The 14,464-nt window shown below is 64.1% G+C and carries 9 protein-coding genes and 1 pseudogene; 9 read left to right on the forward strand and 1 reads right to left on the reverse strand.

Annotated elements, in window-relative coordinates; all coding sequences use genetic code 11:
- The 9 genes from AD663_RS00765 (at position 1) to tagQ (ending at position 13,920) form a co-directional block, all read left to right on the forward strand.
- Positions 1–1,311, forward strand: coding sequence for a DotU family type VI secretion system protein (locus tag AD663_RS00765; RefSeq protein ID WP_053213097.1), 1,311 nt, complete (start codon positions 1–3; stop codon positions 1,309–1,311).
- Positions 1,308–4,808: a type VI secretion system membrane subunit TssM gene (gene tssM / locus AD663_RS00770; RefSeq protein WP_053213098.1), complete on the forward strand. Its 3,501-nt coding sequence runs from the start codon at positions 1,308–1,310 to the stop codon at positions 4,806–4,808. Before AD663_RS00765 ends, tssM begins: the two co-directional genes overlap by 4 nt.
- A complete protein-coding gene (tagF, locus tag AD663_RS00775; protein ID WP_003177237.1) occupies positions 4,805–5,458 on the forward strand; it encodes a type VI secretion system-associated protein TagF in 654 nt (217 codons plus the stop codon). Before tssM ends, tagF begins: the two co-directional genes overlap by 4 nt.
- Positions 5,459–6,190, forward strand: a complete 732-nt coding sequence (locus AD663_RS00780; RefSeq protein WP_003177238.1) for a PP2C family serine/threonine-protein phosphatase — start codon at positions 5,459–5,461, stop codon at positions 6,188–6,190.
- Entirely contained in the window at positions 6,187–9,264 is a 3,078-nt protein-coding gene (locus AD663_RS00785) for a serine/threonine-protein kinase (protein ID WP_053213099.1), read from the forward strand. The genes AD663_RS00780 and AD663_RS00785 overlap by 4 nt, the downstream gene beginning before the upstream one ends.
- A complete protein-coding gene (locus tag AD663_RS00790) occupies positions 9,264–9,980 on the forward strand; it encodes an ABC transporter ATP-binding protein (protein ID WP_053213104.1) in 717 nt (238 codons plus the stop codon). The genes AD663_RS00785 and AD663_RS00790 overlap by 1 nt, the downstream gene beginning before the upstream one ends.
- The gene (locus AD663_RS00795; protein WP_053213100.1) at positions 9,980–11,176 is read left to right on the forward strand and encodes an FtsX-like permease family protein; all 1,197 of its coding nucleotides are present in this window, start codon (positions 9,980–9,982) and stop codon (positions 11,174–11,176) included. The genes AD663_RS00790 and AD663_RS00795 overlap by 1 nt, the downstream gene beginning before the upstream one ends.
- Positions 11,169–12,896 carry an SUMF1/EgtB/PvdO family nonheme iron enzyme gene (locus tag AD663_RS00800; RefSeq protein WP_003177242.1) on the forward strand — a complete coding sequence of 576 codons (1,728 nt, stop codon included), beginning with the start codon at positions 11,169–11,171 and terminating at the stop codon, positions 12,894–12,896. The genes AD663_RS00795 and AD663_RS00800 overlap by 8 nt, the downstream gene beginning before the upstream one ends.
- Positions 12,897–12,981: 85 nt before the next feature.
- Positions 12,982–13,920 (forward strand): type VI secretion system-associated lipoprotein TagQ, encoded by a 939-nt coding sequence (tagQ, locus tag AD663_RS00805; RefSeq protein ID WP_003177243.1) that lies wholly within the window; start codon positions 12,982–12,984, stop codon positions 13,918–13,920.
- A gap of 289 nt (positions 13,921–14,209) precedes the next feature.
- Here the strand turns inward: tagQ and AD663_RS29175 are convergent.
- A pseudogene (locus AD663_RS29175) lies at positions 14,210–14,464 on the reverse strand (IS4 family transposase); the annotation flags it as partial.

A 14,464-nucleotide genomic window follows, 5' to 3' on the forward strand; every position in this document is an offset into this window, starting at 1 on the left:
ATGAGCAACGACGATCGTACCCAGTTCATGCCGACGCCCGGTGGCCGTGGCGCGGATCCTTTCCGCCCGGACGCTGGTCGTGGGCAGCCGTCACCGGCGCCGGCTCCCCTCTCGATGCCAGCCGCTCCGGTACTGACCGGTAAAGCCCAAGGCCTCAACCCGTTGGAGAGTGCTGCAGGCCCGCTGCTGGCCCTGCTGACGCGCTTGCGCAGCACCATCGCCCACCCGGCGCCCGCCAGCCTGCGTGCGCAACTGCTGGCGTACTTGCGCCAGTTCGAAGAGCGCGCCGAGGCCGCCGGTGTGGTACGCAATGAGGTGCTGCTGGCCCGCTACGCCTTGTGCACTGCGCTGGATGAAGCAGTATTGAGCACGCCCTGGGGCGGCACCAGCGACTGGGGTAAGCAAAGCCTGTTGATCACTGTGCATAACGAAGCCTGGGGCGGCGAAAAAGTGTTCCAGCTGCTGGAGCATTGCCTGCAAAGCCCGCGGGAGCGCTTGTATCTGCTGGAGCTTTTGTACCTGTGCATGTGCCTCGGTTTCGAAGGGCGCTACCGGGTGATGAACGACGGCCGCAGCCAATTGGAAGCGTTGCGTGAACGCACCAGCGCAGTGATCCGCAGTGCCCGGGGTGAATATGAACGTGAGCTGTCGCCGCACTGGCGCGGCGTCACCGTGGCTCGCGATCGCCTGGCGCAGTTCATGCCGCCGTGGATCGCCGTGGCCATCGGCGTGGCATTGCTGCTGGCGCTGCTGTTTGGCCTGCGCATGAAACTGGCCTCCGATGCCGAACCGGTGTTCAAGAACATCCATTTCCTCGGGGAAATCCCGGTGCAGGCCATCGACCGCCCCGTGGTGCAGCCGAAGGTCATCGAACGTCCACGCCTGGCGGGCTTTTTGGCCGATGAAATCAGGGCCGGTCGGATTGCCGTAGAAGATGCCGTCGACCGCTCGGTGGTGACCATCCGTGGCGATGAACTGTTCGCCTCGGGCAGCGCCAGCATCAAGGACGATTTCCAGCCGCTGATGCTGCGCATCGCCGATGCGGTGCGCAAGGTCAAGGGTCAGGTCCTGGTGACCGGCCACAGCGACAATCGCCCGATTGCCACCCTCAGGTTCCCGTCCAACTGGGCGTTGTCCGAGGCGCGAGCCCAGTCGGTGCTGCAAATTCTCTCGGCCAAGACTGGCCAGCCCGAGCGCTTCAGCGCCGAAGGCCGCAGCGACACCGAGCCGCTGGCGTCCAATGCCACGACCGAGGGCCGTGCGCGCAATCGTCGGGTTGAAATCACAGTATTGGCGGAGGGGGTCGAGTGAAGGCGTTTTTCAGTTTTATGACCCGCTGGGTCATTCCATTGCTGGGGCTGATCGCCCTGAGCCTGATCATCTGGTTCGTCGGCCCGCTGCTGGAGTGGCTGGTGCCCGAAGGCCGGCGCTGGGCGTTGATCATCCTGGTGTTCGCGGTGTGGATCGCCTACCGGGTGTTTCGCATCATCCAGGCCCGCCGCCAGGCCGCCGAAGTCATGCGCAGCCTGGCCGCGCAAACCCCGCCCGACCCGACCAGCGTCGCCACCGCCGAGGAGCTCGAAACCCTGCGTCAGCGCATGGACGAAGCCCTGGCGCTGCTCAAGAAAGCCAAGCTGGGCGGTGACGAGCGCCGCAACCTCTACGAACTGCCGTGGTACGTGATCATCGGCCCGCCGGGTTCGGGCAAGACCACCGCGCTGGTCAATTCCGGGCTGCATTTCCCGTTGGCCGCGCAGCTGGGTGCCGGCGCGGTACGTGGCGTCGGCGGCACGCGCAATTGTGATTGGTGGTTCACCGACCAGGCCGTCCTGCTCGACACCGCCGGCCGCTACACCACCCAGGACAGCGACGCGACGGTGGACAAGGCCGCGTGGCTGGGCTTCCTTGGCCTGTTGAAAAAGCAGCGGGCCCGGCGTCCGATTGACGGCGCGTTCATCGCCATCAGCCTGTCGGACCTGCTGCTGGGCAGCGACGCCGAGCGCGCCGCCCATGCCGCCGCCATACGCTTGCGGATCCAGGAGCTGTACACCCAATTGGGCGTGCGCTTCCCGATCTACCTGATGCTCACCAAGCTCGACCTGGTGCCCGGGTTCATGGAGTACTTCGATACCCTGAGCAAGGAAGAGCGCGCCCAGGTCTGGGGCATGACCTTCGCCCTGGACGATGGCAAGAGCAACGACAGCCCGCTGGCGCACCTGCAAAGTGAATTCGCCGGCCTGGAGCAACGTCTCAACGACCGCCTGGTGGAGCGCTTGCAGCAAGAGCGCGACCCAGCACGGCGCGATCTCATCTATGGCTTCCCACAGCAGTTCGGTGCCTTGAAAGATTGCCTGCAAAGTTTCCTCGAGGGCGTGTTCAAACCCAACGCCTTTGAAGAGCGCGTGTTGCTGCGCGGCGTGTACTTCACCAGCGGCACCCAGGAAGGCAGCCCGATCGATCGCCTGATCGGGTCCATGGCCCAGAGCATGAACCTGGACCGTCAGCACCTGGCGCGCCAGACCGGCACCGGGCGCAGCTACTTCATCGAAAAACTCTTCACCGCCGTGGCTTTCGCCGAGCGTGGGCTGGTGGGCGTCGATCCGAAGGTCGAGCGTCGGCGCAAGTGGATCGCCCGCGGCGTGCTGGCCTCGACCGTGGCGGTGGTGCTGGTGGTCGGGACGTTGTGGTGGATCAGCTACCGCGCTAACCAGGCCTACATCGCCCAGGTCGACCAGAAAGTCGCGCCATTGGGCCAGACCGTGCAGAACCTCAGCCCGGCGCAGCGCGATGTGCTCGCTGTACTGCCGTTGCTCAACGCCGTGAAGCACTTGGCCGACGACGCGCCCGACTGGGCCGAAGGCCTGGGGTTATACCAGGGCGACATGCTCGAAGCCGAGTCCGGCAGCGTCTATCGCAAGCTGCTGATCGCTGTGTTCGCGCCGCGCCTGTTGACGCGTGTCGAAGAGCAACTGCACAGCGGCGGCAATTCGGACTTCCTCTACGAAGGCTTGAAGGCCTACCTGATGCTCGCCGACACCGAGCACTACGATGCCGACTTCATCAAGGCCTGGATTGCCCTGGATTGGGACCGCAGCCTGCCGCGCGACTTGCCGGCCGAGCAGCGTCAGGCGTTGAGCGGGCACTTGCAGGCGCTGTTCGAGCGGCGTCCGCCGACGGCGCGCCTGGACCCACGGCTGATCGAAGACCTGCGCCGGCAGTTGCAGCAATTGCCCGTGGCCCAGCGTGTCTATGACCGCATCAAGCGGCAGAAACTGCCTGAGGGCATACCGGACTTCCGCATCAACGAAGCCGCCGGGCGTGACGCTGCGCTGGTGTTCAGTCGCAAGAGCGGCAAGCCACTGGGCGAACCTTTGAGCGGGTTCTTTACCGTCAAGGGCTACCGCCAGGGCTTCTTGCTCGCCAGCCTGAGCCAGACCGGCACCCTGGCCGAAGAGCAATGGGTATTGGGTCAGGAGCAGGCCGATCAGCAGAACGTCGCCAGCCTGGCCGCCGAAGTACGTCGCCTGTATTTTCAGGACTATCTGCGCCAATGGGACGCCTTGCTGGCTGATATAGACTTCGTGCCGATCACCAGCGTGGCCCAGGCCGCCGACGTGCTGCGAGTGATTTCCGGGCCGACCTCGCCGTTGAAAAAATTGCTGGTGGCGGTGGCGAAGGAGACTGACCTGCAACAGGACGAACGCCTGCTGGCCGCCCAAGGCGCGCCGACGGGAGGCGGTGTGGACAAGCTCAAGGAGCGCCTCGGCAGCTTGCTTGGCCAGGAACAGGCCGCGCCAAACGCACCCCAGGCCAGCGACGACCCGATCACTGCGCACTTTGCTGAGCTCAACAGCATCGTCAGCAAGAATGAAGGTGAGCCGGCGGCCATCGATGGTTTGCTGGCCGACATGAACGCCTTGTACGTGCAGGTCAGTGCCATGGTCGGCGCGAGCGGCGACGCCTTGCTCGGCGAAGCCAAGAACCAGGCCAGCGCAGCCGCCACCCGGGTCAGCCTCAACGCTGAACGCCAACCGCCGCTGGTGCAGGGTCTGGTCAAGTCGGTGGTCAACTCCACCACCAACAGCATGATGGGCGGGGTGCGCAACCAACTGAACGCTGCCTGGACCAGCGAAGTGGTGAACATCTATCGCCAGTCCCTGGCCGGGCGTTATCCGATGTCACCGGGCAGCGCGCGGGACGCCACCCTGGATGATTTTGGCCAGTTCTTCGGCGTTGGCGGGGTGATGGACAACTACTTCCGCAAATACCTGCAACCCTACGTCGATACTTCGACCCCGACCTGGCGCTGGCAGCCGGGCGCGGCGCAGAAGCTCGGCATCGCCCCAGGCGTGCTGCAAACCTTCCAGCGCGCCGCGACTATTCGCGATGCGTTCTTCCGCGCCGGTGGCACCCAGCCGATGGTGCGCTTCGAGCTCAAGCCAGTGGCGATGGATTCGACCATCACCCAGTTCCTGCTCGACCTCGATGGTCAACAGTTGAGCTACGACCACGGTCCGAGCCGCCCGACCGCCATGCAATGGCCGAACCCGGGCAGCATCGGCGTGGTGCGGATCTCGATCATGCCGCCGTCGTCCAGCGGTCGCTCCGGCATCACCCTGGATGGGCCGTGGGCCTGGTTCCGCCTGTTGGAACAATCGGACCTGAGCGCCGGCAACTCGCCGGATCGCTTCAACCTGCGGCTGCGGGTCGATGGCGCCAGCGCCTCTTATGAGCTGCGGGCCAACAGCGCCTTCAACCCGTTCAAGAGCCGGGTGCTCAGCGGCTTCAGCCTGCCGGAGCGGCTATGAGTACGCCGGGCTTCTATGGAAAGTTGGCCAGCCGCGGCGATTTCGTCAGCCGTGGTTTGCCCCAGAGCTTTGTCAGCCCGTGGGATTCGTGGCTGGCGGCGGGGTTGCTCGCGAGCCAGACCAGCCTTGGCGAACGTTGGCTGGATGCCTATCTGGTCAGCCCGTTGTGGCGCTTCATGGTCGCGCCTGGCGTTTGTGGGCCGGACGCTGCCGTCGGCGTGGTGATGCCGAGCATCGACCGGGTCGGCCGGTATTTCCCGCTGACCGTCGCCGTGTTGCTGGAGCCCGACGCCGATCCTGCTTCGATTGTGGGCGGCGCGGACGCGTGGTTCGAGCGGGTGGAGGATCTGTTGCTGAGCACCTTGAATGTGGAGGCCAGTTTCGAAGCTTTCGGCGCCGCACTGGAAAGCCTCGATAGCCCGCTGTTTCAGCCGCGCACCCCAAGCAGCCGTTTCGCCAGCCTGCACCGTTTCGATGCCACCGACCCGCAACGGCGAATGAGCGCCCTGGCCGAGTCGGCCTGCGAAGGCGCGAGCCTGTGGTGGGGGCTGGGTTCGGAGCGCATCGCGCCCGGTTTGATGCGCTGCCAGGGCCTGCCGGCCGCTGCTGATTTTGCGCAATTTTTGCTCGGCCAAGAAGGTGTTGTGTAGATGCGTCCAAGTGCCGGAAAAGCATTCAAGTCTGCAAGCAAGAGCCACGTCGGCATGGTCCGCCAGGTCAATGAAGACGCCTGCCTGGACCTGCCGGAAAACGGCCTCTGGGTCGTGGCCGATGGCATGGGTGGCCACGCGGCGGGCGACTACGTCAGCAGCCTGATCGTCGACAGCCTGCGCAGTATTGCCGCCGGCCGTTCGCTGGATGAATACGTCGCAGCGCTGCAAAGCGACCTGCTGCGGGTCAACGCCGCCGTGCGTGAGGAAACCGCCAACCGTGGCGTGACCATGATGGGCAGCACCGTGGTAGTGCTCGCCACTCGTGACCTGCGCGGCATGTGCCTGTGGGCCGGCGACAGTCGCTTGTATCGCCTGCGCGATGGCGTGCTGGAAGGCATCTCCCGGGATCACAGCTACGTCCAGGACCTGCAGGACAGTGGCCTGCTCAGCGAGGCCGAAGCCCGCGTGCATCCACGGGCCAACATCGTCACCCGCGCCATTGGCGTCGAAGCGCAACTGAACCTGGCCTTGGTCGAATTGCTGCTGGTGCCGGGCGACAGCTACCTGCTGTGCAGCGACGGGCTGAACAAGACCGTCGAAGATGAGGAAATCCGCGAAGTGCTGAGCCACGACGAGCCTGGCGAAATCGCCAGCAGCCTGGTGTCCCTGGGCCTGATGCGCGGTGCGCCGGACAACATCACCGTGGTTGTCGTGAAGGTGCCTTCATGAGCCTCGCCTTGAACATTGTCATCCCCGGCTACGACATCGAGGGCGGTATCGGCGAAGGCGCGATGGCCAGCGTCTATCTGGCGACCCAGCGTTCGCTGGAACGCAAGGTCGCATTGAAAATCATGGCTGCGGCATTGGCTGCCGACCCGACGTTCTGCGAGCGCTTCCTGCGCGAAGGCAAGACCCTGGCGCGCCTGTCGCACCCGCACACGGTCACCATCCATGACATCGGCAATGTCGGTGAGCTGTACTACATGGCGATGGAATACCTGCCCAACGGCACCCTCAAGGAACGCATCGCGGCGGGCCTGACACCGGAGCAGGGCCTGACCTATATTCGCCAGATCGCCTCGGCCCTGGGTTATGCCCACGGGCTGGGCCTGGTGCACCGTGACGTCAAGCCGGCCAACATCCTGTTCCGTGCCGATGGTACGGCGGTGCTCTCGGACTTCGGCATCGCCAAGTCCCTGGACGACCGCACCCAGTTCACCCAGGCCGGTTTTGCCGTCGGCACCCCCAGCTACATGAGCCCGGAACAGGCCCGAGGGCAGGACATCGACGGCCGTGCCGACTTGTACGCCCTGGGCGTGGTGCTCTACGAAATCCTCGTCGGCGAACTGCCGTATACCGGCAACGACGCGCTGTCCACGGCCCTGGCCCACCTGACCGAACCGCTGCCGGAATTGCCGGTGCACCACGGCCGTTATCAGGAGGTGTTGCGCAAGCTGTTGGCGAAAGACCCGGCCGAGCGCTTCCCGGATGCGGCGGCATTGTTGCGCGCACTGGATAACCTGCCTCAGCAATCGCCGGAAGCGACGCTGATCCGGCCGCTGCACATCGCTCCAAAAGGTCTTGGCGAAGATTTGGCCGGGCTGACACCGGTGTCCATCGACATTCCAACCGGGCCGGCGCAACCACAATCGCAGCCCAAGCCCGTGCCGCCACCGGCAAAGCCGACGCCTCAGTCCTCCGTCTCGGAGCAACGCAAGGGGCCGGTGTTCGCCTTGGCCGCCGTTGCGGTCGCCGTGGCGCTGGCCTTGGGTGGCGCAGGTTATTGGTGGTTGTCCGGTAATGCTAAACCTGAGACCAAGCCGCCGACTGCCTCGACGTCGTCGGTGAAGACGCCCGAAGTGTCTCCACCGAAAACCCCTGAGGTGCCGGTCGTCAAACCTCCCGTGTCACCGCCGGTGAAGCCACCCGTGGCGGCCGAGGCCGACGGTGGCCAGCGTCCGCTGCTGATGGCCGGCAAGAAAACCCTGTTCCAGCGCGTGCTCAGCAAGCCGGGGGCGAAACTCGCCGACGAGCCGGGCGCTGCGCCGGGCAAGGCGTTGCCGGCGTTTTCCGTGCTGTACGTGTATCAGCGCAAGGACGTCGACGGCAGCCCGTGGGTGCGGGTCGGCGCGGCCACTGACGGGCGCAGCGACGGTTGGTTGCAGGCCGCCCAAGTCAGCGACTGGAAGCAAAGCCTGGTGCTCAAGTTCACCGAACGTTCCGGCCGTGCGCCGGTGATGTTCCTGCGTCAGCCTGGCGAAGTGGAAAAACTCCTGGCTAACCCCTCGGCGGCCAAGAACGTGTTGCTCAAGGCCCAGCAGAGCCCCCAGGAGGACCAGCAAGTGTTGGCCCTGGAACCGGCCGCCAGCGCCGTTCCGCAGAGCCAGTTCTACCTGTTGCCGATCTTCGATTCCCGCGAAAGCCTGGATGAAAACGGCCAGCCGGTGCAGTTGCTGAACGTGGCGTCCATCGACCCAGGCAACGCCCCTCGCGCCGCAGGCAACACGCCCATCACCACCGCCAACGCCGACGCGTTCCGCACGGCCGTGGTGCTGGTGGTGGACACCACGGTGTCGATGCAGCCCTATATCGATCAAGTACGCGACGTGGTTCACCAGTTGCAAACCCGTATCGCCGAGCGTGGCGAGTTGGACAGTGTCAGTTTCGGCATGGTGGGTTTCCGCAGCAGCATCAAGAAAACCCCCGGCCTGGAATACGTCGCCAAGACCTTGATCACTTTGGAACAGGGTCGCGATCCGCAACGCTTCGTGGATTTGGCGCGGCAGGTCAAGGCGTCGACAGTGTCGAGCCATTCGTTCAACGAAGATGCGTTTGCCGGGGTTATGGAAGCCGTCGAAGGCATGGACTGGTCCGGTTACGGCGGGCGTTTGATCCTGCTGGTCACCGACGCCGGTGCCCTGCGCAAGAACGATCCGTTTGCCGCCACGCAAATGAACGAGGCGGAAGTACGCCAAGCGGCGCTGGGCAAACAGATCAAGATCTACGCCTTGCATTTGCTCAGCGATGCCGGCAAGAAAACCCATGCCGGCGCCCAGAGCCAATACCGCATCCTCACCGCCGACGCCAACCCGCAGATCGGCGACCTGTACATTCCGGTGCCGGGCGCCGATGTGCGCAAGTTCGGCGAACGTGTCGACGAAATCGGTTCGGTGTTCGCCGACCTGGTGCATCAGGTGCGTAGCAACAAACCGCAAAACGTGCCGCTGTTGAGCGCCGCGCCAAGCCTGGCCGATAAATCGGCGGCGGTGGGCTACGCGATGCACATGGACTTTTTGGGGCGTAAATCAGCCAGCCAGGCGCCGCAACTGGTCAGCGCCTGGACCGCCGACCGTGACCTGACCAACCCGGCGCTGCCGGCGTTCCAGGTCTGTGTGATGCTGACGAAGCTGCAACTCAACGACCTGCAGCAATCGCTGAAGCTGATCGTCGACGCGGCCCGCAAGACCCAAAGCTCGCCCAAGGATTTCTTCCAGGAAATCGCCAGCGCCAGTGCCTATATGAGCCGCGACCCATCGGCCTTGCGCAAGGGCGGCAACCTGGCCTCCGGCGGGATTCTCGGCGAGTACCTGGAAGGGCTGCCGTACCGCAGCAAGTCGCTGAACATGACCCAGGATTTGTGGTTGTCGTTGAGCGTGGCCGAACAGGAAGACTTCATCGACGAGCTGGATTCGAAAATCCGTCTCTACGAAACCTTCCACAACGACCTCGCCAACTGGGTGCGTTTCGGCGATGCCGAGCCGGGCGACGCCTTGTACCGCGTTCCGTTGTCGACGCTGCCATGATGCTGAGCCTGAGCGCAGTGCACAAAAGCCGGGGCACCGGCAGCCAACGCTACAGCCTGGTGATTCCACGGCTGCACTTGCGCGGCGGTGAACAACTGGCGGTGGTCGGCCCCAGTGGCTGCGGCAAAAGCACCTTGCTCGATTTGCTCGCGCTGGTGCTGGCGCCTGATCAGGCCGGGCGGTTCGACTTCAGCCCTGCCAATGCGCCGCTGGACATCGCCAAATTGTGGCGTGGGTCGCAACAAGGCACCTTGGCCGAGCTGCGCAGTCGGCACCTGGGTTATGTTCTGCAAACCGGCGGCCTGTTGGGCTTCCTGGACGTGCGCGGCAACATCGAATTGTCGCGAAAACTGTTGGGTTTAAAGGATGACGGCAGCGTGACGCGCCTGGCTGGGCAGTTGGATATTGCCGATCAACTGGACAAAAAACCGACGGACTTGTCCGTCGGCCAGCGCCAGCGAGTCAGTTGCGCGCGCGCCCTGGCCCATGGCCCGCGCCTGTTATTGGCGGATGAACCGACCGCCGCCCTCGACCCGCTGAACGCCGAACGCGTCATGCAATTGCTGGTGACCCAGGCCCGCGAACACGGCGTGTGCTGCGTGGTTGCCACCCACGACGAGGCGTTGGCCCGTGCCAGCGGCTTGCAAGTGAGGCGCATCAGTTGCCGTCGCGACGATGACGGCGGCGTCACCGCCACCCTCGGGGAGGCATGCTGATGCGCAGCGCGTTGGTGGCCTCCCTGGCCTGGCAGGATTACCGCAACGATGCCTGGCTGTCGGCCTGCTCGGTGCTGGCGCTGGTGGCGGTGGTGGCGCCGTTGCTGGTGTTGTTCGGCTTGAAATTCGGCCTGGTCAGCAGCCTCACCGAGCGCTTGCAGAACGACCCGGCCACCCGGGAAATCATCCCCTTGGGCGGTGGCCGTTTCAGTGCCGAATTCATCGAGCAATTGGCGCAGCGCAGCGACGTCGCCTTCGCCTTGCCGCGCACCCGGCAGATTGCCGCGACAGCCGATTTGAGCGGCGACGCAGCGGCCGTCACTGTGGAAATGATCCCCACGGCAGCCAACGATCCCTTACTCGAACGCCGGCCCGTACCTCAAGGCCTGGATCAAGTGGTGCTGAGCCAGACCGCCGCGGAAAAACTCGGTGCCAAGGCCGGCGATTGGTTGCAGGCCAGTTTCGGTCGGCAGGTGGCCGGTCGCAGCGAGGCGCAGCGCACGCGGGTTCAGGTGTTGCACGTACTGCCGCTGGAAGCCTTCGCCCGGGACGGGTTGTTCGCGCCGCTGGCGTTGCTGGAAGCGGCGGAAGATTACCGCGACGGTCGTGCCGTGCCCGCCTTCGGCTGGCCGGGAGAGGCGGTGGGTGTGGCCGGGCAGCGGGTGTATCCGGCGTTTCGGCTGTACGGGCGCAGTCTCGGCGATGTCGAGCCGCTGCGGCAGTATTTCGCCGGGCAGAACCTGTTGGTGTCCACCCAGGCCCAGACCATCGCACAAGTGCAATCGCTGAGCCGCAATCTGTCGATCGTGTTCTGGATCATCGCGGGGCTGGCCTTGGCCGGAGCGTTCGCGGCGATTTTTGCCGGTGCCCTGGCAGCGGTCGAGCGTAAGCGTCGGGAGCTGTCGGTGTTGCGCCTGTTGGGGGTTTCCACGGCGGCGCTGTTGTTGTTCGTGGTGTTGCAGGCGCTCTACAGCGCGACCTTTGCGGCCCTGTTGAGCGCCGGCCTGTATGGCCTGGCGCAGTCGGGCCTGAACTCTTTATTTGCGCAGGTGCCGGGCGAATACGCCAGTCACTTGCTGGTGCGTCACTACCTACTGGCCCTGATGGCCGTGCTCGGCGTCAGCGCCGTGGCGGCGGCGTGTGGCGGCTGGCGAGTGGCGCGCATCCAGGCGTGTGAAGGAATCCGTGATGTATAAGTTATTGGGCGCCGCCGTGGCGCTGAGCCTGGCCAGCCTGGCCTGGGCCGATGAAGGCAGCGACAAGCTGGACAACCCCAAGCCGTTGCCGGACGACGTCAGCCTGCCGCTGCCGTGCGAAGGGCAGATGGTCTTTCGTTACGTCTACATCCTTGCCCAGGGCACCCTGGATGACCGCGAGATCAGCCTCGGTTATCCGTTCAGCGAAGGCGAGGCGGGCTATCAGCAATCGTTCATTTCCGGCTACCGGCGCGACTTCATCAATGGCCAGTTCACTCTCAAGGACCTGCCCACGGATTGGAACAAGACCATCACGCCGCTGATGCCCAAGACCGATGCCAAGACGCCGCTCAAGCCGATGCTGTACTTCATCGGCAAGTACGAGGTCACCGCCCGCCAGTACGCTCAAGTCATGGCCCAGGCGCAATCGTTGGCCAGCGGCGAACCGGCACCGGCCTGCGAAGCCTTGCAGGCCGATTTGCCCCAAGGCGTAGCCGGGCGCCTGCCCAAGGTGAAGCTGTCGAAGTTCGAGGCCGAGCGCTTCTCGGCGGTGTACAGCGCCTGGCTGATGAAATACCACAAGGACCTGCTGCCGGTGAGCGGTCGCGGCACCTCCGCCGAAGATGGCGGGCTGGGTTTCGTGCGCTTGCCGACCGAAGTTGAATGGGAGTTCGCTGCTCGCGGCGGGCAGGCCGTCAGCCGTCAGGATCTGGAAGGGCGTCTGTTTCCCCGGCGTCTGGAAGGCAGTGAAAGCGACGGGCCGCTGGCCGATTGGGCGGTGTTCAACCAGGTCGCCGGCGGCACCGGCCAAGCGGCGCGGTTGATGCCCATCGGCACCAAGTTGCCGAACCCCATCGGCCTGTTCGACGTGGTCGGCAACGCGGCGGAAATGGTCCAGGAATCGTTCCAACTGGTGCACGCCGGTCGCCGTCAGGGCGCCTATGGCGGTTTCGTGGTCAAGGGCGGTAACTACCTGGAAGGCGAGGGCACGTTGTTCACCGGCATGCGCCGCGAATACCCGCTGTTCACCGCCGACGGCACCGAGCAAAGCAACGAAACCACCGGCTTTCGCGTCGCCGTCGGGGCGTTGTCGGCGCCGCGGTCGCGCTACAAGGAATTGTTTGCCCAATGGCAGAAAGAAGGACGTCTCGCGTCCCTGACCGACGCCATCGATGACGCCGACGATCCGACCAAACGCCTGGACAGCATCATCGCCGCCAGCGTCGACCCGCGGCTGCAAGCCGAACTGGGGCTGGTCAACGAAGAGCTCAAGCGCAACGTCTCGCTCATCGCCCAGCAGCGCGAGGAAGCGGCGGGCAACCTGATCCAGTCGTCGGCCCTGGTGGCCGAGACCGTCAATAACTACAACATTCGCCTGACCAATCTGCAGAACAGTCGGCAGGTGGCCCTGGACGCCAAGGACGAGGCCAGTGCGCAGCTGTTTGCCACGGCCATCGATAACGGTCGCAGTGCGCTGGATGGCGCAGTGGCGATCTACATCGACAACTTGGCGACCGGCACGCGCTACACCGATGCCGTGATCCAGGCGCAGTTTCAACGCATCAAGGAAGAATTGGAGCGCAAGCCGGTACTGGGCAAGAGCCTGGTGGCGCGTGCAACGTTATTCGTTCGTCATGTCGGGGATTATCGTCAGCAAAAACGAGCCGACCCGGCGGCGATATTGAAGGAATTGCTCGCATCGAGCGCTCAGCGGTCTTGAGCCTTCGTTGTCAGCGAGCTTGGAAGGGACTCAGGCGGCGATTGGGCCGCGCTGAGCTGGTCAAAACTTAAACGAGAACACAACTATGCTTTTCTCCCGTAAACCTTTTGCTTCGGTTTCCAAGCGTCACTTGCTGATGGTCGCTGTTGGCTTCAGCACCGTACTGACCGGCTGCGCCACGTCGCCGACGTCCAAGGTCGCTTCGAGCACCAAGGTCGAGTACTACCCGAACTGCTACGAGCCGGTGCAGCACCTGCGCTCCACCGAAGGCGACATGACCAAGTCCGTGGTCACCGGCGCGGCCGTTGGCGCGGTCGGCGGTGCCTTGCTGGGCGCCCTGACCGACAAGGAAAACCGTGGTCGCAACGCTGCCATCGGTGCTGCGGGCGGCGCCCTGGCCGGCGGTGCAGCGGGTTACTACACCGAGCGCCAGAAGCAGATCGCCGATGACAACCAGCGCATCGCGTCCTACGCCACCGACGTCAACAAAAGCGTCTCCGACATCGACCGCAGCACTGCTTACGCGAAGACTTCGCAGCAGTGCTACCAGAATGCGTTCAGCAAACTGGTTGCCGACCGCAAGGCCAAGACCGTCAACGACACCGAAGGCCGCAAGCGCCTGGCAGAAATCGTCGCCGGCCTGAAAGAGTCGAACGACCTTATCGTCGCGGTCAATGGCAAGGCTTCCGAAGACCTGAACAACTACACCCAGGCCTATGAGAAAGACCTGCAGCAAGTGGGTGTGCAGCGTACTGACGTGGTGACCGTGGCCACCGCTGATACCACGCAGGTTGTGGCTCCGACCAGCAGCAAGAAGACCAACAAAAAGGTGCAGCCGGCGAAGAAGAAAGAGCTGCCGACCGTGCCGAAAGAAGCGGTGACCACCGAGAAGACCTTGCAGGCCGCCAAGGCCAAGCAAGATGAAAGCAAGCAGGTTGCCAGTGCCGGTACTACTCAGGTCAACAGCATGTGCAAAAACCCGGACCTGGGTGACTGGGCTCCGGTTCCTTGCCCGAATGTTTGATTGACTGCTGCTGATCGTTGATCAGCCGGCAAAACCTGTGGGAGCGAGCCTGCTCGCGATAGCGTCCGATCAGTTGGCATTCATGTTGACTGAGGCACCGCAATCGCGAGCAGGCTCGCTCCCACATTTGTTTTTTGGTTGGCCGCAATATCGCGGTATCCACATTCCCCTGTGGGAGCGGGCTTGCTCGCGAAGGCGGTCTGGTAGTCGGCTTATGTTCTGTGGGCGGTGTGTATATCCGTTGCTGCGGTAACGGCCACTTAGGGTTTCGCCCTTACGGCCAGCCCTTTCAAGGTCTTTTGATTTTAGCTGCCTTGAGCACCCGATCCGTTGACACGTGGGCATTCGCGGCTTTGCCTTCCAGCCACTCCTTTGACTTGGGCACTTTCGGGCCTCGTTTGCTCTTGGCGACCGCTTTGGGCTGGATATTTCGAGCGAGTGCAAGCAGGTACTGAGTCAGTCCTGCAGCGGGGATCGGGATGCATAGATATTCTGGCAAGGCTATTTGCATCCCCTCGTAACCGCTGCGTACCTGTACCGTTAG

Origin of the sequence: Pseudomonas sp. Q12-87, from assembly GCF_001269755.1 — a bacterium.
Classification (GTDB): domain Bacteria; phylum Pseudomonadota; class Gammaproteobacteria; order Pseudomonadales; family Pseudomonadaceae; genus Aquipseudomonas; species Aquipseudomonas fluorescens_S.

What these genes read in the sequence shown, in the direction of transcription:
- AD663_RS00765 (WP_053213097.1), top strand. Translation starts at nt 1, where the DNA reads ATGAGCAACGACGATCGTACCCAGTTCATGCCGACGCCCGGTGGCCGT.
- tagF (WP_003177237.1), top strand. Translation starts at nt 4,805, where the DNA reads ATGAGTACGCCGGGCTTCTATGGAAAGTTGGCCAGCCGCGGCGATTTC.
- AD663_RS00780 (WP_003177238.1), top strand. Translation starts at nt 5,459, where the DNA reads ATGCGTCCAAGTGCCGGAAAAGCATTCAAGTCTGCAAGCAAGAGCCAC.
- AD663_RS00785 (WP_053213099.1), top strand. Translation starts at nt 6,187, where the DNA reads ATGAGCCTCGCCTTGAACATTGTCATCCCCGGCTACGACATCGAGGGC.
- AD663_RS00790 (WP_053213104.1), top strand. Translation starts at nt 9,264, where the DNA reads ATGCTGAGCCTGAGCGCAGTGCACAAAAGCCGGGGCACCGGCAGCCAA.
- AD663_RS00795 (WP_053213100.1), top strand. Translation starts at nt 9,980, where the DNA reads ATGCGCAGCGCGTTGGTGGCCTCCCTGGCCTGGCAGGATTACCGCAAC.
- AD663_RS00800 (WP_003177242.1), top strand. Translation starts at nt 11,169, where the DNA reads ATGTATAAGTTATTGGGCGCCGCCGTGGCGCTGAGCCTGGCCAGCCTG.
- tagQ (WP_003177243.1), top strand. Translation starts at nt 12,982, where the DNA reads ATGCTTTTCTCCCGTAAACCTTTTGCTTCGGTTTCCAAGCGTCACTTG.